Below are 23,004 nucleotides of genomic sequence, written 5' to 3'. Positions count from 1 at the left end.
TACAGCCACTTAGAGCCGTTATGATGAAATCCCAACTGGTGAGGGAAGCAATGACAGTGGGGGGGGAGCTGTGCAAGGATGCCATAAACCTGGTGACGCAACTCATCCTGTGCTGTGACAGTTTTCCCAACGTAACTGAGCTTTGACGTACTCCCATAACCGCTCAATTGGATTGAGTTCCGGGCTGTGAGCTGGCTGGCAGATGGGAATCAAGTTTTCTGGCCAATCCAGTTAAGGAAATTGATATAACAAGGTGCTATTTCAAAACCAACTTCATACCTATCCCACCTGCTACCTGACCCCTAGTACTTGAGTGTTGAGCCCGTGTGATTTCAAAACCAACTTCATACCTGTCCGGTCTGCTACTCATGTGGCTGGGCTAGACTATTTTGTCCAAACTCCAATAACACTGGTGCAATAATTTTATTCCCATAGCAGGACAGAGGGCAGGGCTTCTGGGTAAGCTAACCGCAGCAATTGGTAGCCAATGCCAGCAGATCCTTGAAAGAAACAAGGACTAAACACAGAGTCTGGCATGTCACCAAACAACTGATACTTCCCTGTTTGTGTTGCTCGCTGCACCACCATAGCTGCGAGTTCCCGGGCAGTTTGATACCACTGGGGACTGTTAAGCTTTTGTCCCGCCACTAGGAACACTTCAGTACGCCCCAAATGGCCGCAGCAGAGATTATCTGTACCCTGCAAGCCAGTCTTGTGAGTAGTGCCCAAAGCAACTTCTATATCAGTGAGAATTTGCTCTGTCTGATAAATCGACACTCCCCCCAAGCGCCCTAAACCAATACCAGGAGCACCATGACACCAACTTGACCAAAAAACTGATGGTGAAGCAGACTCATAAACGACAGAGGCTTCCTGCCAGTTAAGAGCGGTAGGGTTAAAAAAACTATCTTCATAGACGATCGCATTACGAGCCGCATCTAAATAAGCGCTATCCTGGGTTACTGCATACAGACGCAACAATGAGTAGGCAATGCCAGCAGCACCGTGGGAGAAACCAGTCATGGGCTTGGGGGTTGCGGTTTTCAAGATATAGGCTTGGTGACAATAATCTAGTAAGTGCTGACCGCAGGTAATTGCTCGTTCCAAGACCGCTGAATTTTCTGTTTTTTGATACAGTGCCAATAGTCCTAAAATTGCTCCTGCTGAACCCCATAGGAGTTCAAACTTGTCATCGGCAGCAATCAATTCCCGTGTCATTAAGTTAGCAGCTGTTTGTGCATCTTCGTACAGCTGCGGTAACTCCAGGAATTGGCTGATTTTGACTAGAGAATAGATAATAGAAGCAACTCCTGTACCGCCACCAATGCCCATATCCTTAGCTGCGCTTTGGGCAGTCTGGGTATCGGACGTTTGCAAGAATTTTTGTAATGGCTGTATCGCTCTCAAAGCTAAATCCCGGAACTGGGTGTTGCGCGTAACTTTAGCTAAAGCTGCTAGAAATAAAGCAATACCGCAGTTGCCATCGTATAAACTATAGCCCAAGGGCATCACTTGGAAACGCAGGGCCTTGGGAACAAAGGTCAAATTAATCCAGCTAAGGCTGCCATCAGCACCAGTGATAGCTCGGTCTTGAATTTCAACAGCAATGTTCTGCGCCTGCTGTAGTAACTGTTCGGATGTCAAAAGGGAAGTGGGATACTTTCCTATATCTCCTGCGGTAGAGTTACCCGGAGCGGTTGGCTCAGCCCGCGCTACTCTTGCATAAAAAGCCAACTGAATAATCGCCACTTGTTGCGCCAAGTCAGTTTCATCCAACTGTTGCAGCTTAGTCAGGACTTGGGACAAGCAGGGTTCCTTAAAATACTCAGGTATAATTTGCTCTGAACTAAGGGGGAGAGCATCACTATCAGTCGTGGCACTAAAGTAGGGAATATCCAACTGTCCCATTGCCTTTAGTTCTGCTGACAAAATCTGCCAAGCCTTGGGTTTGTCCTCAGCCGTCAGAAAAGCCCGACTCAAAATGTCTACTTCCATACTCCAGGAAAGCCCATGTCGGAGAAATTCTGGAGCCATAGCCTTGTAGAGAACCTTACTATAAACTTTCGTAGGGCGAAAAAGGAATCGCACCTGCTGAGAGCCAAATGCAGCAAGGGGACTATCAGGCGCTAGTAGTGCTTTCCGCTGTTTCATCAGGAAGCGATACATCTGCTCAAACCCAGTGACTAACTCATCAATATAGTTGTTAGGCGACAGTGCCACCCCGTTCAAAACAGGTATATTTGCTGCAAGACGTCTGTGCATCTTCTCGTACCCCTGCTGCATATCATCCGTGTTGATAAATCTCCATACGGGCATCGGTATTGGTGCTGCCTGAATATCTACATTGCCCAAAGCGCTGAGATCGTAGGCGAGGGACGTATTGACACCAAATTCCCACATCGGTAACAGCCCTGTGCGTAGGACTGAATCAAATAGTTGATTCGTCGCCACTAAAACTGCGCTTTCGTCTAGGATATCTGTGATCGAGCTGGCTTCGTGCTGCATCACAGTTTCCATATCAACCAGCACAAAATGTTCGCCGCAGGCAATTAAATTATCACTGTGACAGTCATTTCCTCCCAAGATATATAGCAGGCACACCAACATCCCCGCTCGTGTGTAAAAACGCTGTGCTGCTCCCTCTTCCTCACAGGGCTGTTGCTCTACATATTCCACCCAGCCGTAGGTTCCTTGATTCAAAACCTTGATGACTTTGAAGGGTAAAGCAAGACGATCAAATCCTTGTGTTATTTCCGATGAAAAGTTTTCATTACACCACTCTAATAGCTGACAATATGTGACTTCTAAACCTAAATCTTTAGGTTTGTAGATTACCTTGAGACTTGATTCAAACGTTAGGGCAATAACTGAGCGTCCCTGATTGTGTACGTCAGACAGAGTCGATTTAATTTCTATTACTTTACCGGGCTCATTACGGATAATCTGCCCTTCAAGAGATTCCGAAGGAGTGAAGGCTTGTTGAATTAATGATAAATCAGCATTGAGTCTCTCCAAAAATTCTCCTGTTGCTTCTACCCAAAAATCTATGGCTGTTGCTATTAACCTGCCTAAAACAGGATATTTATGGAAAAACGCCAGCATTCCATCGGACAATAACCTCTGTACAAAAGCATTGTATAGGGACTTACTAGACGTACCTTCTGTCTTCTTTATTACTAGATTAAGTAAGCTTTGTCCCAGGGGACGAGAATGAAAGCATTCAAATTCCAAAACTTTTGCACTGATATGAGACAATCTTTGGAGTAAAGCCTCCTCCATACTCAGGTAGGCTGGTTCAATGAGCACTTTCAACGGTAAATAGTCTGGGGATAATGACACAGAACCCAGACGCTTGAGTAACTTCTGCCTCGCCACAAAAATCAGGGGTAGCAGTACATCTTCAAAGGGATAAGGATTTTCGGGAGCAATCGGGCTTGGGGATATATCGTTTAAGCTAAATTCTGAGACTGTTTGCACAATCTCAGTTAAAGTGGTTGCCCAATTTGGCAAGGCTTGACTATCCAAGACTGGCACTGTTCCTAGTACTTGACGCACTCTCTCAATATTCCACCCATTCCACTCGAGGCGCTTCTGAAATTTTTTCCAGTCCCCCTGGGCAACAACTTTACACCAGTGGGCTAGGCGTGTGTTAGCTTCCTCTTCATTCACTTGGGTGAAGTTTTCTTGGATATGCTCATCGCTGAGGCGTTCAAATAAAAACGATGCTTGGCTAACAATTTGTGATATGTCTGATTGAGTGGTTGTTGTCTTAGATGGAGTGGCTGTCACGTGTAAATTCTCCCTAACCTAGGTTGTACAATGCAAATCCCACCAGTTGGTTGATATATAGTTCAAGCTAATTTTACAGGGCTTAACTACTAAATGCTCTACTATTTAAGGATAGGAGGCTCAACATTTGAATACAATGGATAATTTTTCGGAGATACTCTTAATTTTTTCGATCTCTACAGTTTCCGCTTCCGTCTTGCCCGAAACGTTTCGGGTAATCTGGCCTTTTACCAGGTTAGTCTAATGCTTTGCTTGTCACCCCGTCAGCTTTTCAGGAGTTCCTGGGTAAACCGCGTCGCGTCCATTCAAGGGCGATCGCTTGTCTGGTTTTGACGAGCTGTTCAATTTCACAATTATTTAACTACCAGCCGGGAAGTCCCTCTGTGTATTTAGAGGGGATAAATCTGAGCGCTCTCGTTGTACCCCAAATAAATCACAGTAGGGATGAGAGGCGCGTCGGTTGTCGCGGCCGGAAACCGACAATTATATTGTAATTAGTATTGTGTTTTGTGCACAGGTTTACTATACTATAATAAGGTCGAAAAAGGAAGTTTCTGATGCAATTAACGTATAAATACCGCCTCAAACCCACAAAAGCCCAATTGACGACCATCGAAAAACATCTAGAACTCTGTCGTAGACAATACAATTATCGACTAGGCGAAAGATATAGGTGGTGGGAGTCTACGAGAACACCAATCAATGCTTGCCCTTTAACTGCATCTATCATCCCTATTGAGGAAATTTATCAAAATATTCCCTTAACTAGAACACAAACTAGAGATGGTAGAAAAAAAGATGAACAGGGCAATCCTTTGACTAAGAAAGGTGATGTTTTCTCAAACATTGAAGGCGGTTACGTTCAATGGCAAACGATACAACTATCCGACTTGAAAAATACTAAGAAACTACTTTCTGAATACAAAAGCTTGGATTCTCAAGTTTTGCAGGATGTGGTGAACCGAGTGGAAACTTCTTTCTCAAATTTTACAACACCGGACAAAAACGGTAATCGTAGGGGTAAACCAAAATTCAAAGGTTCCCACTACTATAAATCTTTTACTTATCCTCAATTAGATAATCTCGATATTATCAAGGATGAGCAAAATAGAATTTGTATTGACCTTGCGAAAATAGGTCAAGTACCAATGGTATTCCATCGTTCAATACCAGCAGGTTTCAAGGTTAAGACTGGAACGGTTATCCCAGAAGCGGATGGGTGGTATGTTTCCCTAACGCTAGAAGATAAAACAGTTCCAGTAACGGTTGTAGAAATTCAACCGACCGAAGAAAACAGTCTTGGTATTGATTTAGGAGTCACCAATTATGTCTACACGTCCACTGGCGAAAGGATCGAAAATCCCAGGTTTTTGAGGAAGTCTGCTGAGAAGTTAGCAAGACTTCAATCGAAGCTGGCTAATAGAGTCAAGAATTCTAAACCTTGGCAAATTATCAAGAGCAAGATTTCCAAACTCCATCAATTTGTAGCCAGGGCAAGGCTGGATTTTCAATTCAAGGCAGCACATGAACTTTTTGATAAGTGTGAGGTTTTGATTGTTGAAGATTTGAGCATTAAGAATTTGACTAGACGTGCCAAGCCGTATACCGCTTTTGATGAGGGAAATTTGGTCTACTTGCCAAATGGTCAAGCTGCCAAAAGTGGATTGAATAAATCAATGCTTGATGCTGCTCACGGTCAGTTCGCTACTGTTCTCGAATATATTGCTTGGAAACTAGGTAAAAGCGTTTTGTTTATCGACCCCAAGGGAACTTCTCAGCATTGTTGGAATTGCCTCAATAAAGTACCGAAAGAATTGTCGGAGCGGTGGCATTCTTGTCAGTGTGGAGAATCTTTGGATCGAGATGAAAATTCAGCCAAGCTTATCAAAAAGATTGGACTGAGTTACGAAAGTGGCGGGGGAACTTCGTCACTCAAAAAAGCCTTTGCAAAAAAGGAAAAAGAAGCCTGCGGTCTAACTGTACTCAGTTGACCGTCAGGTTCGTTCACACTCCGTATATTTTAAAGAGCAAAATAGGGCCTCCAATTGCCTCAAATTCCAAAATCTTGAGGCCTCTATGCACCCTTAGTTGTCTGCAATTGCTCTAAGGTTTTTTGGATGCGAAAGCTTGCTTCTTGGGACGCCAATTCTTCCAAAGTCAAGCCGATTAAGCTCATCAACATCAGGGGTTGAAAACTGGTCTCTCTCAACTCGCTTGTATGCTCAGCCTCAAAGCCCTCCAAATTTTCTGCGGCAACCTTTACCAAGGCCTGTAAAATCTTAAAAGCCCCATCCGAAAGCGGTGGCTCACCCCGGTAGTTTTGCAGCCTGCCTCCCTCTCGGTAATGGGGAAACGACTCTAACCCCAGGAAGCGTAAGAACCAGTCAGCCCGATAGTACCCTATGGCCGTTACAATACCCCTGTAGTCGGCGATCAGTTCATCGAGCAGATTGTTTCGCATCGAGTTAAACAAGCGACGTGTAAAGTAGTGGGTACATTCATGTTCCAGCCGAATCGCTAGAGATAAACGCTGCCACTCCGGTTCCTTTAGTCCCATGTCGCTGGCTGAAACGTCGCTATAAGGACTGTCACTCAAAATAATAAACCGATCCTGATAAAGCTCCTTCCGGGGGATAATCCGCTTAAACTCCTCTGCCCAACTACTTGCGGAGCAATTACCAGAATTTCGAGCTTCCCATTGTTGGCGATACTGGCGAATCCTGTCCCAGTTGTTGAACCCGCTTACTGTGCACGCTCCCATAGAAGCAGGGACAGGCTTAGGTTCATTGTGCATTGCGATCGCCTGTACCAGAGAAACAAAATCCTCCCGGTTCCCAGCAAGCACAACCGGGATGGCTCCAGCTAGGCTTTGATGCACCATCAACTGAAGTTTGTCAGGCTGCCTCAAAACTAAACCCGTCGCCTCTGCCATACCATCCACCGAAACCCCCCTACGAGTGGCAAAGCGATATGCCTCAGTCTGGCTGATACCCTCCTGGATGGCAAACCGAAGCTGCACCAGTTTCTCTGACAGCACCTCAAATACCCCTACAACTCTTGCTGCAACGGCATATTCCTGCCAGGCAGCCACATGGGCTTCGGGTGCAAGCGGAAACTTGACAGGATGTTTTAAACCACTGCGTTCAAAGACATTTTGATTGTAGGCAAGCAGTTCCTCTGTCTGGGAGGCACTCGCACCATAGGAGGCCAGCACACTTTTCCGAAATTCCTGTTGTTTGTTCATAGGCGATCGCCTGCCATGAGTACCTTTCTTATATCAAGCGACACCCCAACAATCTGCTCAGCAATTCCTTTCATCGTCTGACTGATAGGATGCTCAGAGTAGGGCAGGCAAAAGATACCGATAGAAATTAAGGTTTCTTCATTGAGATCGGGGTGAGTGTCAATGAACAAGTAATCCAACTTCAGACAGTCCCCTGCTGAGCACTCAAAGCTGAAAAATGTAGCTCTATTTGCTGAATCCGAGTCAGAGTCGGTTCCTTCCACGCTGCCCCTTGACAAAATTACTTGGCCCCAGACACAGTCTAGGCGTTACTTTGACCCCCAAGCAATGCAGTCTTTGGTGGAGTCGATTAAAAGCGAAGGCATTCTCCAGCCCCTATTAGTCCGACCTGTGGGTAAGAAGTATGAGGTAGTGGCCCGAGAGCGACGGTATCGAGCGGCTCTTGAGGCTGGACTAACCAAAGTGCCTGCAACTATTCGGGAGATGACTGATGACCAGGCAATTCAGTATGCCCTAGTTGAAAATCTGTAACGGGAGGATTTAAATCCCGTTGAGGAGACTGAAGGAATACTAAGCCTTCTGTCCCTCCGACTGCAATATGACATAGCAAACGTGACCTCGCTCCTCTACCGAATGGAAAATGAGGCTAAAGGAAAGATTACCCGAAACGTTTCGGGTAAGACGGAAACGGAAACTGTCGAGCAAGTATTTGCCTCTTTATTCATTTCTACCTATAAGTGTATAGAATACCTAAACAATTACCAATGTCTTATCTTTCGATCAGTTCTCGCTTATCTTTCGATGATTTTGTAGCAGCTAGGTAGTCATGAGCTGTGCCATCCTCGTCAAATCCTCCTATATAAAGCTTGATAGACTTAACAGTGTGAGAAGAATTAACGTAACTGCTATTGCTCTTCTTCCAAGCTTTCGGAGCCATGCCGTAAAGCTGGTGAAACTGACGGAAGAAATGACCCACATTCTGATAGCCCACTGCTGTAGCAATCTGCTCTACTGACTGGTCAGACTCTAGGAGTAAGGAGCGTGCCGCTGCCATTCGGCGATCGACAATCCATCGGTTCACCGTCTGTCCGGTCTGACATCGCACTAAGTTGGTTAAGTAAGCTGGGGAGTAACCAACTGCCTTAGCTACATCAGACAGCCCAATCGGTTGGTGATAATTTGCTTCAATAAAGTGGAAAACATCCTTCAGGTGAGGGCAAGCAGGAAAGAGCGACTGGAAACCTGGCGGTTTGGCTGTCTCACCAGGGAGTAGTGATGGAACTCGTTGGGACTCAATAGCGCACCCCTGTCTGAGGGCGGCTTGTTTTTCCAGTAGGTCTGCGATCTCTCTGAGTAATTCTTCAGCCGTAGAAGGTTTGGTGGGATAGTCATCTCCTTCCAAATCCATTTCTATCACTAAAATCTTTTTCATTGCCGCTCTTTATATAAGGATTTCACGCACCTTGACCTAAAGCTTAATTTAGCGACAAATTTTCTGTATCTGTCTCTGGTTTTACTCTCCTGGGTTTTACATGCAAGATTAAGTTGTTTCCCTGGGGGGGTGACAAAGATGGCTAATATCTAGACTAAATCAGACTTGTAGCTCTCATCCCCCGTTGATAAAATTGGCGCTTAGTCGGGGTTAATGTCATTAACTCTTGAACCTCTCCGGCATATTTTTCCAGGTATGTTAGCCATTATTGGCTATCTAAATCACTCCCAAAGGTACGCCATCGAGAATGCTTTTTTTTGTTCATTATCACGAAGAATATACTTTTTTACCTGTTTCATTTTCCGAGTTTGTCCTGGCACGAGCGCACTACTATAGGCTAGTGCTATTAATAAAAATAAGACCATCAGTCGCTGAGATTTTAAGCCTGTTCCCTCTAAATAATAGCCTCCACTTTTATAATCTCGGAACATTTGTTCAATTCCCCTCTGCTTCTGATAGGCAGCGTGAAGCGAAGCTATCCCGTAGGGAATCGCACTTGTGAGCGCTCCTAAATTCGTCATAAGAAAGGCTCCGTGTCCCTACGGCGGGGATAGAGCTAATATTATGTACCCTCAAGCGACCGCTATCAAATTGGTTCCTAGTGAGGACTTTAGTCCTCATAAAACTCCTTCGGACTTCCGTCGTCAGTACAAACTTTATAACGGTTATTTTACCAGACATTATATAATGACCGAAAGCATCCAGGATACAAGCCCCCCATTCATTCCTTCGCAGACTCAGGATCCAGAAATAAAAAACGTGTATCCGATGAAACTTGCCTAACGTATTTATCCGTAGGGTCAATGCTTCAATCTAAAATCTAAAATCTAAAATCTAAAATCGATTGACTGAGACTATTTCCGACTCCGACGCTCTAACTTTTTAATTACTCTCAGAACAAACAGCGACATTAAAGCGCCAATTAATGCCAGTTGCCACAACCCGCATCCTGCCGCAGTTCCTAAAGCTGCTGACACCCAAATAGCGGCGGCAGAGGTGAGGCCGTGAACTTCTACTTTGCCTATTTCCTGTTGACTTTGCCGCAGGATTTCTCCGCCTCCCAAAAACCCAATCCCGGCAGCAATGCCTTGAATTACGCGCTCTATACCATCTCGTCCGTTTTCATTTGTACCCATTGCCAGCGGTATTAAAACAAACAGTGCAGAACCCATACTTACTAGCATATGAGTTCTCAATCCCGCTGGTTTGTTTCTGAGTTGGCGCTCCCATCCAATAATTCCGCCAACAAACATGGCTAGGCACAACCTTAACAGTATGCCTAGCCAATTATCGGGAGACCACAAGTTAGCGATCGACAATGTTTTACTGCAAATAATTAATCAGAAGATCCCAATATTAGCGGAGTACGATGTCCGATCGCAATCTTACTGCCAAATCTTGTTCTGGGCGAATCACGATCACGTCAACGCTGCGCCGCCCCAACAATGCTCCAGCTAAAGCGCCAATCCCAGCGCCTCCCAATACTTCTTCAGTCGCGATCGCTTTGTCGCCGGTAATGCCTGCTAGTGCTGCTGCTGCTGCTGCACCCAATGCTGCACCTTGTGCTAATGAACCTGTGCTACTACCTTTTTGGACTCTTTCGGTTCTGGTAATAATTCCTGAAGTTCCGTCAATCCGATAGCGTTGGCGGCGGCTGATAATTAACTCTCTGGCAACAAATTGACTGCCAATTTGATTGCCTCTTCTGACAGGTTGCAATGCCCCGACTATCTGGCTGCCTGCTGGGATTAATACTCTGCCTCGATCTGTGCGGATGTCTCGCGCTACTGTTAAAGTTAAAGGTGCAGTTTCTTCGCGGGTGACAACTATTTTGTCTTTTTCATAGCTAACTGGAATTACACTGCCCGACGGAATTCGGATGCTATCAAATTGTGAAGTTCGTTGTTGAGCTTCTGCGGGATTAGCTACCACCAGCGGCGCGCTGGTTCCAACTGTAATGCCCAGTGCGAGGATGGCTGCTGTTGCTGAACGCCATGTGTGAGAAGTAATCATATGAATTGTCTCCTTGCTGCGGTTTTGGTTTACTTAGGAACGCACTAATGCTAAATTTGTTTCTGGTTTCGCATTCATCTGATGTTTTAATTATGGCAGGCTGGAATTCTACAAGTTGGGAAGATAAGGTAGATAATCCAGAAGTTGAAAATTTGGAAAAATCGAGAAAATCCGCAAGACAGGGGCGATCGGGAAGATAAGGTAGATAGTCAATCGATTTTAGATTTTAGATTTGAGATTTTAGATTGACCCCACGGATAAATGCGGGGGCTTGAGGATTTTCGATTTGAGATTTGGGATTGATTCCACGGATTTATCACGTGGCGGGTACCACCTTTGAAATTCGCTTGTCAACAGCCAGCAGTCAGCAGTCAACAGTCAACAATTAATTGTTGAGAGCGTTTAAGGCTAACAATCCAGCACCGAAAGCTGGTTCGTATCGGGGCGAAATTACCTTAGCTTTTGGGGCGTGAGCACTTATTGCTGCTTCAAACCGACCCCGGCAATTTGCTTCGCCACCCCACACACCTCCTACGAGCGCAATTTCAAATTCTTCTGTTTGGTTAAATAGCGCTGAAATGGCTATTTTTGTTGAAGAGGTTAATTCTGCCACAGCACTATTGATAATGCCGTCAGCGACGCGATCGCCCTCTGCTGCGGCTCGATCGACAATCGGTGCCAAAGCTGCAATTTCTTTCACTCCCCAACCGCGCCGGTAAACGATTTCTACCAATTCTTCTAGGTGATTTAGGCCTAAATGGTTTTGAAATTTTTCCGCAAGTGCTGTAAACTCTCCGCGTCCGTCATAGAACTTCAAAGTAGCTTGCAAACCCTGAATGGCGATGTCATATCCGCTGCCTTCATCGCCTAAAATATATCCCCAACCGCCGACTCGTTTAGTTTTACCTTGACTGTTTTGCCCGAAAACAATCGAACCGGTTCCTGAAATAACGGTGATACCCACTGGATAGCCGGTGCCGCCAGCAAGTGCGATCGCGCAGTCGCTGCAAATTACTATATTTCTGGGCAGGAATGATTGGGTTACTGGCAAAGTATTCGTCAACTGCAAGTTCTGCACTACAAATTGCACCATTTCAATATCTTTTGGACGCCCGACGCCTGCTAGTCCCAGACCAATTGCTTCTATGTTGAGGTTGCCTACAGCCTCGTCGATATTAGCGGACATAACTGCTCGTTCGATCGCCAATTGGAGCGATTGTTTTGCTGCCTCAATTCCCAGCGTTTGATAATTTGACGGCCCTGCTTCACCCCGTCCCAAAACAACGTGGTTTTCGTCCATTAAGATGCAGATAGTTTTAGTGCCGCCGCCGTCGATGCCCAATACGTAACTCATTAATAATTTACAGAATAATAGAGCAACCCAGATTAACAGAGATATCTCTATTCTACGCTTTGTACAATCCAATTAAATCGACAGAGCAATGCTAATAATAATTAAACCTAATAAAGCTAACCAAACGAGATGGCGCTGACACCAATTTTTGATTGATTGTGGCCAGCCACCGCTGATGTAACGGCTCGTCTGTGGCACAAGCGGCTCAGCTAGATCGTGATAAAGCGTGCATTCTTTGGCAAAGGGACGCTGGGGGTAGTTGCAAGTGTCGTCTTCGTGATAAATACAAGTAGTACACAGAAATTCTTCGGATTGCGATCGATAAAGGGGGATACCCGGATGACCGAAAGCCTTGAGAGGGGTTTTGCAGTGCGCACAGGCGATCGCTCGGGCGTCTACAGGTTGGTGACAGCGGGGGCAATCAGGCATAGACAGCAGGTGATTGGGTAATTTTGTCGGTAGCTCATTAGCGGGTTTACCGAACGCTGCTCGACACGCTCGACTCGCCATCAGGCGGCTGGATGCTCCAAAATAGAAAGGTAGGTCAGCGCTGATGTAACTTTAAGTGTACAGATGGTTTGGCAGCGACAGCAGGCGACCTGAGCCGATCGGGTATGAAGGGGCAAACAGTAGGAAAAATATATGGATAACAATAGCAACTTACTCAAACAACTGGTAATGTTCGGCATTGGTACTACCTCCCTGGTGGCCGAGAAATTGCAGGAAGTCAGCGAGCAATGGGTCAAAGATGGCAAAATCAATTCCGAGCAAGCCAAAACCTTTGTCGAGGACATGACCGAGCAGCTCAAGTCCGAGCAGGGCAATTGGGATACGCAGTTGCAGCGGCAACTACGGAATATGCTGCAAGATATGGGAGTTCCCCGACAGTCCGAAATGGATGAGTTGCGGGGAAGGCTCGATCGTCTCGAACGTCAGATGCGGGATTTAGAAAACCGTAACTGGCGCTGAGTTCGATCGGGCGGGACGCTTCGCTGCTATCTTGTGATAAGATTGTCACCCGAAGCCAGAAGCATCACAAAGGCACTTATGTAGAAGCCACTTATGTAGAATTACAAACATTCTGACTTCATACTTTTGCCTTTAAAATTATCTGACACCTGCCATTTTTTGGTGGAAAACTTCAGATAAATTTTGGTAGTTTTTGTTGTACTAGATGTCTTAGATATCTGAGATATCGCGGTTAAAAGTATCAGGAGGATTAATTTTGCGAGGAGTTCTAGTCAGCTTGGGGGTAATGCTGGTTTGCTTTGTGTTTTTGATAGTCGCTCAAATGGGCGGTTCAGGATCCCAAGCAGTTGCCGCCGAATTGAACAATCTTTTACCCGAGACTACTATTGAGAATTTGTCAGCGCCGTCTTTAAATGAAGATAGCTTGTTACTAGCTGATGCTAGTTTACCGGAGGTACCAGCTACTATCGCTGGCAATAACATGACTGATAATACTGAGAAAACTGATAATACTGTCACCACAAAATCAGGTCTGAAATATGTTGAATTGAAAGAGGGTAATGGGGCGACTCCAAAAACCGGGCAGAAGGTGGTGGTGCACTACACTGGAACTTTGGAGGATGGCACGAAGTTTGACAGTTCGCGCGATCGCAATTCTCCTTTTGAGTTCAAAATTGGCGTGGGTCAAGTAATTAAGGGTTGGGATGAAGGTGTCGGTACGATGAAAGTTGGAGAGCGCCGCCAGTTGATTATTCCCCCTGAACTCGGTTACGGCGCTCGCGGTGCGGGCGGAGTGATTCCTCCTAATGCTACGCTGATTTTTGATGTAGAATTGTTGAAAATCGCTGGCTAGGTAGCTCAACTTAATTAAACGTAAAACTTTTACGGTGTTTACAAACCCGGTTTTTTTAAGAAACCGGGTTTCTGTGTAATATCATTTCCGGTTACACCGGAATGATGTTGACTGTTGACCGTTGACTGTTGACAGTGAACAGTCAACCGTCAACTCGAATTTACTATTCCGATGCTAACGGATTTGATATAATATCACGTCTGGTAAATTAACTACAATATTTCTAGGGGCAGGTTTCACCAACAATATTTCATTCATCGAAAATATGTATAAACCCGGGTCCACTCGATCGACAAAATTTTATAACGGCCCATTCAACAAACATAATATAAGCCCTGGTTGATTTAAGATCGCTTCGGAGATGCCAGATTGCGAAAGCAGGTAAATTGGGGGTCAAATAATAGTTTGATGATTCCTGTCGGCCCGTTTCTGTGTTTGGTAATAATTACTTCTGCAATTCCGCGATCGGGCGAATCAGGGTTGTAATATTCATCGCGGTAGAGCATAATTACTAAATCTGCGTCTTGCTCGATCGAGTTGTGAACTATGATGTCATTAGCGACAAAATTATGCAGTGCAGGCACTGTTAAATCGTAAACCTCAGCTTCGCCATCAACTTCTATTGAGGCGATTTCATCCCAGTAAATATCGCTCTTAGATAAGAGGGCAAGCTCATTAGATTTAACAATTGTAGCTAATCTGAATGCTCGTTCCCGACCAAGGTTGTGTTTGTAAAGGGTTGTACCACAATATAAGTTGCCAAGCTGTGCTTGCATCTGGCGTGTAGTTAAACCAAATTGCTGCATAGCAGGAACAGCATACATTTTCCACACCTCACGCGGTATGACATCTCTATTAGTATTGCTAGAACGAATTTCAATGTATTCTGCAATTTCTGTCAGAGCTTGCTGTTTGTAGTTACCTACTGCACCAATCAAATGAATAAACTTATCTAAATCAGGTCTTCCAGTAACCCAAACTTGATGTTGATCTCGCCCTTTCCCTGGCTGGGGGCTTAAAAATAAGCGGGCATTGATACCAAGTCTGAGTAAGAGTGACTGAACATCTCTTGCCAATTTTTCACTACTGGAAGCATAGTAAACACTAGGGTAATGACATTTACCCCTACCTGTTTTTATGCAACCATCAGTACACCAAAGATGGCGTAAAAATAAAGCTATTGCTTCTTGAGGCTGCTCAAATATTTGATTAGGGACAAACTTCTGGTGAGAACGCAGACCAAAAACACCTAAAGCATCTAGCCATTCAGTTACAGGATTCCTCACATTATGTGTCAGATGATAGGCGGCAGGAAGATAAACTTGATACCAATCACGTTCTTTACAAATACGAGGTATGATTCGCTCTCCAAAGACTTCTATTGCAAGATTTGCCACTGTATTGGCTAAATCTTTCTCTCTAGTAGTGTATTGAATAACGTGTCGAGGTAGAGTACATCCGTCTCCAATCATGTGTCCTAGCAAGGCTATTTCGGCATTGTCCATCGATTGGATGAATGAACTTGATACGTATCTAGGTAGGGCAATGCGATCGCCTATTTTTAACTCGTCCAATCGCCGCCAGCCGTGAATGGTTAAGAACTTATGATTGCCAGTGGCTCTAATTGCTCGTCCCAAACGAGTTTGCAGTCGTAGTAAAGGCTTCACACCTGTAGCAAAGGCATTGCTAACAACAGCTTTTTCTAACTGCATGGTGGCTTCATTGAGCGCCCAAACTGTGAAGCCAGATTTTCCTACTAATTCACGAATGGGTACGCGCACACCAGTATCTGCTAGCATTACCAAACTATCACCTGTTAAGCAGCCGCTTTCGCGTAAATCAGACATCATCGGCCGCTTGTTTGTCCTCGCTTCCACACCCCGACTCAACTGAGATAAGGCAATAATCGGCACGTTGAGTTCCCGGGCTAAACCTTTAAGACTTCTGGTAATTCGAGATAGTTCTTGCACGCGGTTGTCGCTGCTACCCTCCATTAATTGCAGGTAATCTAGCAAGACTAATCCTAGGGTTCCGCCTTGTTCTGCTTGGAGGCGGCGGACTTTCGATCGTATTTCTGTGACGGTAATATTGGGAGTATCGTCAATAAATAGCGGCAGTTCTGATAAGTTGCCAATCGCTGTACTGATGGGTTCCCATTCATTTTGACTGATTCTACCCGATCGCAATCGGTTACTTTCTATTTTGGCTTCGCTGGACAGGATACGCTGCACTAGCTGTTCTTTCGACATTTCTAAGCTGAAAACGGCCACGGGCAATTTTTGCTGTCCGGCGGCGATGTGGTGGGCGATGTTGGTACAAAAGGCGGTTTTGCCCATCGCCGGCCTAGCCGCAACGATGATTAAATCCGATCGCTGAAAGCCTCCTGTCATAGCATCTAAGTCATAAAAACCGCAGGGAATGCCGGGAAGTGTGAGACCTTCATTGCGGTTTTCTAGGTCTTGAAATGTTTGGTTTAGCGTTTCGCCGATCGACACTAAATCCTGTTGCGGACGTTCTTGAGTTATGCTGAAAATTTCTTGTTCGGCGCGGTCTAAGACTGTTTCTAGCGGTGCTGCCGTTTCGTAGCCTAATTGTACTATGTTGTTGCCAGCTTCGATTAATTTGCGGCGCTGATATTTGTCTTCAACTAAAACTGCATATTGGTCGATGTTGACTGCTGAAACTGTGCGATCGACTAATTGTGCTAATTTAGTTATTCCTCCTACTTGCTCTAACTGGTTGCGGTCGGTTAGCCAAGTTGTTACCGTCATTAAATCGGTAGGCTGACCCTGTAAAAATAGGGTTAATGCCGATCGATAAATGACTTGATGAGCGGTGATGGCAAAAAACTCCGGCCGCAGAAGTTCGGCTATTCGGGAAATAGCTTCGGGGTCAATTAAAATCCCGCCCAAAATTGCTTCTTCTGCCTCTATATTTGTCGGCATCAAATCGCTCATTAGTCAATAGTCCCCAGGTCGATTTTAGATTTTAGATTTTATATTTTATATTTTAGGTTTTATATTTTATATTTTAGGTTTTCGGTTTTCGGTTGTAGATTTTATATTTTAGATTTTATATTTTCGATTTTCGGTTGTAGATTTTATATTTTCGATTTTATATTTTCGATTTTCGGTTTTATATTTTATATTTTAGGTTTTCGGCTGTAGATTTTATATTTTATATTTTATATTTACTGTACAGATGAATCTGGGAGCTTGAACAAGATCCTAAAATTTTAGGTTCGCCCATCAGGATCGTCGGGGCTTGTGTCCGTTTTTCCGGGGGGGGGGGGTCATTAGTTATTATTATCAGTGTCAGCTTTTATAGGAGTGCGATCTGTCGCGAGCTCGCGTTTATACCAGACTCACGCTCTCTCGAGCTCGCACCCCTGAAAAAATGCTTCTTACTCTCTGCACAGATGCTCCCGTTCTCAATCTGCAAGTTAGCGTTAGTGGGTTCTTACTTAGCAGTGCTTAGTTGTTAGCTAATGACTAATGACTAACAACTAATGACTGATGACTGATGACTGATAACTCTTAATTACATCGGAACAACTTGAATATCAACTTCAGCAGTAACTTCTGCGTGTAGTTTGATTTCAGCTTTGTATGTACCAGTTTGGCGAATTTCGGGTAGGGTGATGCCGCGCCGATCGACTTCTTGACTGGTAGAGTTGAAAATCAGTTCGGCTACTTCTTGGTTGGTAACTGTACCAAAAATCGCGTCTGCTTCGCCAACTTGCTTGGAGATGATGAAAGGTCCAGCCGATTCCAGGGCGGTTTTGCGGACTTCAGCTTGCTGCTTGAGCTCTAGCTGGCGCACTCTTTCTTCTTCACGGCGGCGCTCTGCTTGCTTGAGAATGCCCGGAGTGGCTCTAAATCCCATTCCTTGGGGTACTAGGTAGTTGCGGGCGTACCCCGGGGCTACTTCTACTACGTCGCCAGCTTTGCCGAGTTTGCTGACATCTTTATTTAAAACTAATTGGACGCGCTTGGCCATGATCGTTGATTGTGGGGTTTTAACTGCAACTTTTTATAATAGCGAAGTTTGAGGGGCGATCGCAAGGAAGAGGGTTGACTGTTGACTGTTGACTGTTGACTGTTGACTGTTGACAGGCATAATATCTTTTAACTGGCTCTTCAGTTGGAAATTGCGCCAAACGGGGAGGTGCTGCTCTTGAAGCTTACCTACCACTGTGTCGCGCTCGATCGCTCTCAACGCTCAATCGCGCTACCGTAGCAACTAACAGGGTCGGATCGATCGGCTTGGCTAAGTGTTTGTCAAATCCGGCTTGCAAAACTTGGCGCTCGTTCCCTTCTCCAGCATAGGCCGTTAAGGCGATCGCCAACAACTGCCGATACTCAGGCGCAAGCTGAGTGCGGATGCGATTTATCAACATATATCCGTCCATCTGGGGCATTCCGATGTCGCTAACGAGCAAATCCGGTGCAGTTTGTTCGATCGACTCTAGCGCCTCAGCAGCAGATGACAGCGAAATCACCTCTGCACCCGCTTCCTCAAGCACGAAAGCGACAAAATCTCGCGAGTCGAGTTCATCATCTACCACCAAAATTCTCAATCCAGCTAGCGGCCTGGGTGAGATCTCCGGACTAACAGCCCCATGACGTTCTTCCTCCTCCTGCCTTCTAGAATCATCATTTAATAGCGGTAATCTCACCGTAAACGTCGCTCCTTGACCAACTCCTGGGCTTTCTGCAAACACCGTTCCGCCGTGAAGTTCGATCAGTTGGCGAACGATCGCCAATCCCAATCCCAAGCCGCCAAATTTGCGAGTTGTGGCGCCATCTTCTTGTCGGAAATGGTCAAAAACATAAAGCAAGAAATCGGGAAGAATGCCTTTACCAGTGTCCGTGACTTGAATTTGAGCTTGGTGTTCGATTTGCCCTAATCTAACTTCAACTCTACCGCCTTCTGGCGTGAATTTCACCGCGTTTGACAGCAAATTCCAGACAATTTGCTGCAAGCGACTTGTATCGCCGACAACTTGCCCGACATCGGGACTTAAAATTGTTTTAATTTGAATTTTTTTTGCTTGGGCTGCTAATTGCACGGTTTCCACCGCAGACGGGATAATGGTTGCCAGATTCACCGGAGCGACATTCAATCTGAGTTTCCCTTGCAGAATCCGAGACACGTCAAGCAAGTCTTCGATTAATTGAGATTGCAGCCTGGCGTTGCGCTCGATCGTCTCAAAAGCTGTGGCACTTTGAGTCCTGTTCAGCTTGCCGCCGACGAGCAGTTGCGACCAGCCTAAAATCGGATTCAGGGGCGATCGCAACTCGTGAGAAAGCACCGCCAGAAACTCGTCTTTAATGCGGTTAGCTCGCTCGGCTTCCGCGCGGGCAGTTTGTTCTAATTGAAGAACCATATCGCGCTCGGTTTCCACTTGTTTGCGCTCTGTAATGTCGATAACAGAGCCGATATAACCCTCAAATTGTCCGCTTTCGCTAAATCTGGGAGCAGCCGCATCGATCGCCCAAGAATATCCGCCATCGGAGCGCCGGAGGCGAAATTCTACGCGGTACGGTTCCTGGCGTTCGTTTGCAGGCAAGAACGCATTTTTAGCCTGTTCTCGGTCTTCTGGATGCAGCGCGTTTACCCAACCCAATCCCAAACCTGTTTCCTCAGTTTGACCTGTGAATTCATACCAGCTTTCGCTCAAGAAAGTGCAATAGCCTGTGGAGTCTGTTACCCAGACCATAAAAGGAGAGTTGTTAGCCATATTGCGGAATCGTTCTTCGCTTTCTTGCAGCGCTGCTTCGGCTTGTTTGCGTTCTGTAATGTCCCGACAGACAATCACTCCGCCTTTGATTTGGCTGCTAACATCAACTACCGGATAACCGCTGATACTGATCCAGCGAGCTTCGGAATCTTCGCGGCGGACAAATACCTCTACATCATTGACATATTCACCTTTGATTGCTCTGGCTAAAGGTAGTTCAGCGGCGGGGAAGAAAGTTTTTTTGTCTGCCGCAAATAGTCCGCAGGTGCTCGACCATTCCTCAGAAGATTTTTCATTCGATAACCGACCGAATATGCCTGCGGCGGCTCGGTTAAACAGCACAAACTCCCCTTGTTGGTTTGCCAAAATTAAACCATCGCCAATGCTGTCAATGATGACTTGCAGTAACTTAGTTTGTTCTTGTAGGGCGACTTCTGCTCGTTTGCGATTTGTGATGTCGCTGGAGATGCCAATCAGGCCGATGACTTCTCCCGCCTGATTGCGGTAGGGAGCTTTCGTTACCAGAAATGTCCGAATGCCATCGTGAGATTCTTCGAGGACTTCTGTTTGTCCAGATTCCATAATGCGCCGATCGTTTTCCGTGACTCTGGCTGCAAGTTCTGTTACTGGGTATAAATCCAGATCGCGACCACCAATTACTTCAGAAGCAGGTTTGCCCATTATTTGCAGCGTGGCTGGATTGGCATAAATAATCTGTCCTTCTCGATTTTTGACAAAAATTGGCGTGGGCGCTGACTCGTTAATCACGTTCAAAATCGCATTCTTTTGCCGCAGTTCTTCTTCAGTGCGTTTGCGATCGCTAATATCGCTCCAATAAGCCGTAAGTCCTTCTGCCGCAGGATAGGCGCTCACTTCTATATACCTCTGGAGCGAGGGCGAAAACTCTTCAAATTTGACAGAAACTTGCTCGTTAACGACTCGATGAAATTCTTGATATGCCCTTGAATTTGATTCTTTCTCGGCGGGGAATACCTCCCAGACCGATCGACCTAACAAGTCGGCTCTCGATCGAGAAAGCAGTTTTTCTGCTGTGGCATTAACGTAGGTATAGCGCCATTGTGAATCGATCGCGATAAAGGCATCGGTAATACTTTCTATAATATTGCTGACTTGCTGGGAGGCAGCTTGCACGGCGAGTTCAGCGTTTTTGCGCTCGGTGATGATTTCGCAAAAAAGCATGATGCCGCCAATCTCATTGGTATTGGTTCGCCAAGGATGAATTTCCCAGCGCACCCAGTCGATCGAGCCATCAGGGCGGGGAACCCGATCTTCAGGGCACATTTCAACTGCTCCCGCCAGACAGCGCTGGTGGATTTGTTTCAAACGATCGGGCAAATTGGGAAAGATGTCGTAGTGCGATCGGCCCACAATGTTTTGAGTGCCGAGTCCGTAACTTGCCAGCCAGCGGTCGCTCACCAGCATATACCGCATCTGGCGGTCAAACATCGCCACCCCCGCAGGCGAATGTTTGACGAACAGCCGCAGTTGCTCTTGCTGTTGTCGCAGGAGATTCTCCGACTGTTTGCGCTCGCTGATTTCTTTGAAAAGTAAGGCGACTTTTCGGCTCTGCGGCTCAGGAGTGCGGAACGCCGAAACCTCAAACCAGCGGTTCATGGCTTCCGAGCCGTGCTCGAAGCGCAGGGGTTCCCCCGTCAGCGCAACTTTGCCGTACAGCTCAAACCAATAATCTTCGACATCCGGAAGGAGTTGTCGCGCCGTTTTACCCGCGGCTTGTTCGAGTCCGGTTTGTTTCAAGAAAGCCGGATTGACTTCCAAAAAGCGGTAATCGATCGGCTTTTCGTTGGCGTCAAACAGCATTTCGATGATGCAAAAGCCTTCGTCCAGGCAATCAAACAAAGTGCGATAGCGTTCCTGGGAGCGGTGCAAAGCAGCAAGAGCTTGTTTGCGATCGCTAATATCCATAAACGCTGCCACAGAACCGCGAACTGCGCCCTGCTCGTCAAATAACGGCACCGCATTCACCAACCAATCAAAGGCTACCCCGTCCGATCGCACCATTTGAATTTCCACATCTCGCACTTCGACGCCGTTGGCCACCGCCAGTTGCATTGGCAGTTGTTCTCCCGGAATTTCCTGTCCGTTGCGGAACCGTCTAAACGGAAGGGCCCCGGCTTGCTCTCCGGTTCCAGAAACATTGGTATCGGGCGGCACTATCAACATCGACTGGGCAAACCGGTTAGCGCGAATTACTTTACACTGTGGGTCGTTGGCGATCGTAATGCCAACGGGTACAGCATCAAGTATCGATTGCAGTTCATTAACTCGTCGCTCTAGTTCCTGGTTGAGCCGTCGAATTTCTTTTTGGGTAGCTTTGCGATCGGTAATTTCATCCACCGTCACATTCACGCCCAGCACGCGATCGTCCTCGGCCCTCAGCGGATAGAGACTCAACAGCCAATCCTGTTCGACTCCCGGCTGTGCTGAGTTCGTCCTGCGAACTTCGAGCTGTTGGAGTGGAACTTTAGTTTCAATAACTTGTCGGTAAAGCGGCTCTAAATCATCTGCCATTTCTGGCAAGATTTCGCGCAATGTTTTGCCGATGTGGGCGGCGGCTGGAACTCCGTTAATTTCTGCTAGCCGATCGTTGAGGCGGACAAACCGCAACTCGGTATCGATAAAGCAAAGTCCGATCGGCGCACTAGCATAAATCGCCTCGATTTCTGCTAGTTGTTGGTGTGCCGTTTGCGCTTGTTTGATATAAGCAGCCCGAGCCGCCTTCTGCTCGGTCACATCTTGAAAATAAACGGCTAGTCCCGATGGAACCGGATACGCTCGTACCGCATACCAAGCATTGAGCGGTGGATAAAAAGATTCAAAACTAACCGTAACTTGGAAGGTGGCGGCGTGGCGATATTCCTGTTCAAACAAACTGCCCACTGATTCGGGAAACTCTTCCCAAAGGCTGTTGCCAATCAAATCTTTCGACGATCTATTCAGCCACCGCGCCGCTTGCGAATTGACGTAGGTAAATCGCCAGTCTCGATCCAAAGCAAAGAACCCGTCCGAAATACTTTCGAGGGTGTCTGACAGTTGTGGCGCGGGCGCGTTACCAACTGGTTCGGGCTTTTGTTGAGCGAGCTCGGTGAAGGTTGTAACTACCGCTACGGGAGTCGATCGATCTCCCTGAAATAAAGGTTCTGAATTGAGCCTCAACCAAATCAATTTTCCCTGTGGCCGATCGAAGCCCATGATGACATTGGAGCACGATCGCCCGGTTTGCAGCGCCACAATCGCCGGATGCGTCTCCCCGGGAAAATCCGAGCCATCTTCACGCACAGTATGCAGCAGACTATTTATTGAAGTGCAGCCCTGCATCTGTTGTGCTGTCATCCCCAACAGCTCCTGGGCGTGAGAATTGCACCCCTGAATGCTACCATCTGCTAATTGCAGGAGCATCCCTACATCTGTTGGCAAAGGCGCGCCTGGGTAGAGCGGTTGGTTAGAATCCGTTGAAACAGAGGGGTCGATTTTCGGTTGGAGTTCAGTATTGCGTGGATTTTGCATC

General features: G+C 46.3%; 18 protein-coding genes. 5 read left to right on the top strand and 13 right to left on the bottom strand.

Going from position 1 to position 23,004, the window contains the following annotated elements:
* Nucleotides 1-102: 102 nt before the first annotated feature.
* Nucleotides 103-213 carry a transposase gene (locus QUB56_RS37350; RefSeq protein WP_445243377.1) on the bottom strand — a complete coding sequence of 37 codons (111 nt, stop codon included), beginning with the start codon at nt 211-213 and terminating at the stop codon, nt 103-105.
* A gap of 210 nt (nt 214-423) precedes the next feature.
* Complete coding sequence (locus QUB56_RS20955; protein ID WP_332957803.1) at nt 424-3,789, bottom strand: type 2 lanthipeptide synthetase LanM family protein; 3,366 nt, start codon at nt 3,787-3,789, stop codon at nt 424-426.
* 557 nt (nt 3,790-4,346) lie between these two features.
* Here QUB56_RS20955 and QUB56_RS20950 point away from each other — a divergent pair.
* Nucleotides 4,347-5,780, top strand: a complete 1,434-nt coding sequence (locus tag QUB56_RS20950) for a transposase (RefSeq protein WP_332957801.1) — start codon at nt 4,347-4,349, stop codon at nt 5,778-5,780.
* Between the two features lie 83 nt (nt 5,781-5,863).
* On the opposite strand, the gene QUB56_RS20945 is transcribed toward QUB56_RS20950, so the two are convergent.
* Entirely contained in the window at nt 5,864-7,033 is a 1,170-nt protein-coding gene (locus tag QUB56_RS20945) for a DUF7005 family protein (RefSeq protein WP_332957799.1), read from the bottom strand.
* A 210-nt stretch (nt 7,034-7,243) separates the two neighbouring features.
* On the opposite strand from QUB56_RS20945, the gene QUB56_RS20940 reads away from it, so the two are divergent.
* On the top strand, nt 7,244-7,564 hold the full coding sequence (locus tag QUB56_RS20940) for a ParB N-terminal domain-containing protein (RefSeq protein WP_332957823.1): 321 nt from the start codon (nt 7,244-7,246) through the stop codon (nt 7,562-7,564).
* A gap of 238 nt (nt 7,565-7,802) precedes the next feature.
* Here the strand turns inward: QUB56_RS20940 and QUB56_RS20935 are convergent, their stop codons facing one another.
* From QUB56_RS20935 to QUB56_RS20920, 4 genes are all read right to left on the bottom strand, one after another.
* Nucleotides 7,803-8,465 (bottom strand): AraC family transcriptional regulator, encoded by a 663-nt coding sequence (locus QUB56_RS20935; RefSeq protein WP_332957797.1) that lies wholly within the window; start codon nt 8,463-8,465, stop codon nt 7,803-7,805.
* Between the two features lie 281 nt (nt 8,466-8,746).
* The gene (locus QUB56_RS20930; RefSeq protein ID WP_332957795.1) at nt 8,747-9,046 is read right to left on the bottom strand and encodes a hypothetical protein; all 300 of its coding nucleotides are present in this window, start codon (nt 9,044-9,046) and stop codon (nt 8,747-8,749) included.
* Nucleotides 9,047-9,379: 333 nt separating this feature from the next.
* Nucleotides 9,380-9,844 carry an MgtC/SapB family protein gene (locus QUB56_RS20925; protein WP_332957794.1) on the bottom strand — a complete coding sequence of 155 codons (465 nt, stop codon included), beginning with the start codon at nt 9,842-9,844 and terminating at the stop codon, nt 9,380-9,382.
* A gap of 37 nt (nt 9,845-9,881) precedes the next feature.
* Nucleotides 9,882-10,538 carry a hypothetical protein gene (locus tag QUB56_RS20920; RefSeq protein ID WP_332957793.1) on the bottom strand — a complete coding sequence of 219 codons (657 nt, stop codon included), beginning with the start codon at nt 10,536-10,538 and terminating at the stop codon, nt 9,882-9,884.
* A 47-nt stretch (nt 10,539-10,585) separates the two neighbouring features.
* On the opposite strand from QUB56_RS20920, the gene QUB56_RS20915 reads away from it, so the two are divergent.
* Nucleotides 10,586-10,738, top strand: coding sequence for a hypothetical protein (locus tag QUB56_RS20915; RefSeq protein ID WP_332957791.1), 153 nt, complete (start codon nt 10,586-10,588; stop codon nt 10,736-10,738).
* Between the two features lie 185 nt (nt 10,739-10,923).
* Here QUB56_RS20915 and QUB56_RS20910 read toward each other — a convergent pair whose 3' ends face one another.
* Both QUB56_RS20910 and QUB56_RS20905 read right to left on the bottom strand, forming a co-directional pair.
* Entirely contained in the window at nt 10,924-11,892 is a 969-nt protein-coding gene (locus QUB56_RS20910; RefSeq protein ID WP_332957790.1) for a BadF/BadG/BcrA/BcrD ATPase family protein, read from the bottom strand.
* A gap of 72 nt (nt 11,893-11,964) precedes the next feature.
* Nucleotides 11,965-12,321, bottom strand: coding sequence for a zinc ribbon domain-containing protein (locus QUB56_RS20905; protein WP_332957789.1), 357 nt, complete (start codon nt 12,319-12,321; stop codon nt 11,965-11,967).
* A gap of 213 nt (nt 12,322-12,534) precedes the next feature.
* On the opposite strand from QUB56_RS20905, the gene QUB56_RS20900 reads away from it, so the two are divergent.
* Nucleotides 12,535-12,861 carry a phasin family protein gene (locus QUB56_RS20900; protein ID WP_332957788.1) on the top strand — a complete coding sequence of 109 codons (327 nt, stop codon included), beginning with the start codon at nt 12,535-12,537 and terminating at the stop codon, nt 12,859-12,861.
* A gap of 256 nt (nt 12,862-13,117) precedes the next feature.
* Nucleotides 13,118-13,714 (top strand): FKBP-type peptidyl-prolyl cis-trans isomerase, encoded by a 597-nt coding sequence (locus tag QUB56_RS20895; protein WP_332957786.1) that lies wholly within the window; start codon nt 13,118-13,120, stop codon nt 13,712-13,714.
* A gap of 344 nt (nt 13,715-14,058) precedes the next feature.
* Here QUB56_RS20895 and QUB56_RS20890 read toward each other — a convergent pair whose 3' ends face one another.
* The 4 genes from QUB56_RS20890 to QUB56_RS20875 form a co-directional block, all read right to left on the bottom strand.
* Complete coding sequence (locus tag QUB56_RS20890; RefSeq protein WP_332957784.1) at nt 14,059-16,671, bottom strand: replicative DNA helicase; 2,613 nt, start codon at nt 16,669-16,671, stop codon at nt 14,059-14,061.
* Between the two features lie 583 nt (nt 16,672-17,254).
* Nucleotides 17,255-17,713, bottom strand: a complete 459-nt coding sequence (gene rplI / locus QUB56_RS20885) for a 50S ribosomal protein L9 (protein ID WP_332957781.1) — start codon at nt 17,711-17,713, stop codon at nt 17,255-17,257.
* Nucleotides 17,714-17,746: 33 nt separating this feature from the next.
* The gene (locus QUB56_RS20880; protein ID WP_332957779.1) at nt 17,747-17,908 is read right to left on the bottom strand and encodes a hypothetical protein; all 162 of its coding nucleotides are present in this window, start codon (nt 17,906-17,908) and stop codon (nt 17,747-17,749) included.
* The gene (locus QUB56_RS20875) at nt 17,898-23,003 is read right to left on the bottom strand and encodes a PAS domain-containing protein (protein WP_332957778.1); all 5,106 of its coding nucleotides are present in this window, start codon (nt 23,001-23,003) and stop codon (nt 17,898-17,900) included. Before QUB56_RS20875 ends, QUB56_RS20880 begins: the two co-directional genes overlap by 11 nt.
* Nucleotide 23,004: the final 1 nt, after the last annotated feature.

Origin of the sequence: Microcoleus sp. AR_TQ3_B6 (assembly GCF_036702785.1) — a bacterium.
Classification (GTDB): Bacteria; Cyanobacteriota; Cyanobacteriia; order Cyanobacteriales; family Microcoleaceae; genus Microcoleus.
Note: the sequence above shows the minus strand (reverse complement) of the source record. Positions and strands in the feature narration are given on the sequence as shown.

Coding starts and splice junctions, on each gene's coding strand:
- QUB56_RS20950 (WP_332957801.1), top strand. CDS start 4,347: ATGCAATTAACGTATAAATACCGCCTCAAACCCACAAAAGCCCAATTG.
- QUB56_RS20945 (WP_332957799.1), bottom strand. CDS start 7,033: ATGAACAAACAACAGGAATTTCGGAAAAGTGTGCTGGCCTCCTATGGT.
- QUB56_RS20935 (WP_332957797.1), bottom strand. CDS start 8,465: ATGAAAAAGATTTTAGTGATAGAAATGGATTTGGAAGGAGATGACTAT.
- QUB56_RS20930 (WP_332957795.1), bottom strand. CDS start 9,046: ATGACGAATTTAGGAGCGCTCACAAGTGCGATTCCCTACGGGATAGCT.
- QUB56_RS20920 (WP_332957793.1), bottom strand. CDS start 10,538: ATGATTACTTCTCACACATGGCGTTCAGCAACAGCAGCCATCCTCGCA.
- QUB56_RS20915 (WP_332957791.1), top strand. CDS start 10,586: ATGCTAAATTTGTTTCTGGTTTCGCATTCATCTGATGTTTTAATTATG.
- QUB56_RS20910 (WP_332957790.1), bottom strand. CDS start 11,892: ATGAGTTACGTATTGGGCATCGACGGCGGCGGCACTAAAACTATCTGC.
- QUB56_RS20905 (WP_332957789.1), bottom strand. CDS start 12,321: ATGCCTGATTGCCCCCGCTGTCACCAACCTGTAGACGCCCGAGCGATC.
- QUB56_RS20900 (WP_332957788.1), top strand. CDS start 12,535: ATGGATAACAATAGCAACTTACTCAAACAACTGGTAATGTTCGGCATT.
- QUB56_RS20890 (WP_332957784.1), bottom strand. CDS start 16,671: ATGAGCGATTTGATGCCGACAAATATAGAGGCAGAAGAAGCAATTTTG.
- rplI (WP_332957781.1), bottom strand. CDS start 17,713: ATGGCCAAGCGCGTCCAATTAGTTTTAAATAAAGATGTCAGCAAACTC.
- QUB56_RS20875 (WP_332957778.1), bottom strand. CDS start 23,003: ATGCAAAATCCACGCAATACTGAACTCCAACCGAAAATCGACCCCTCT.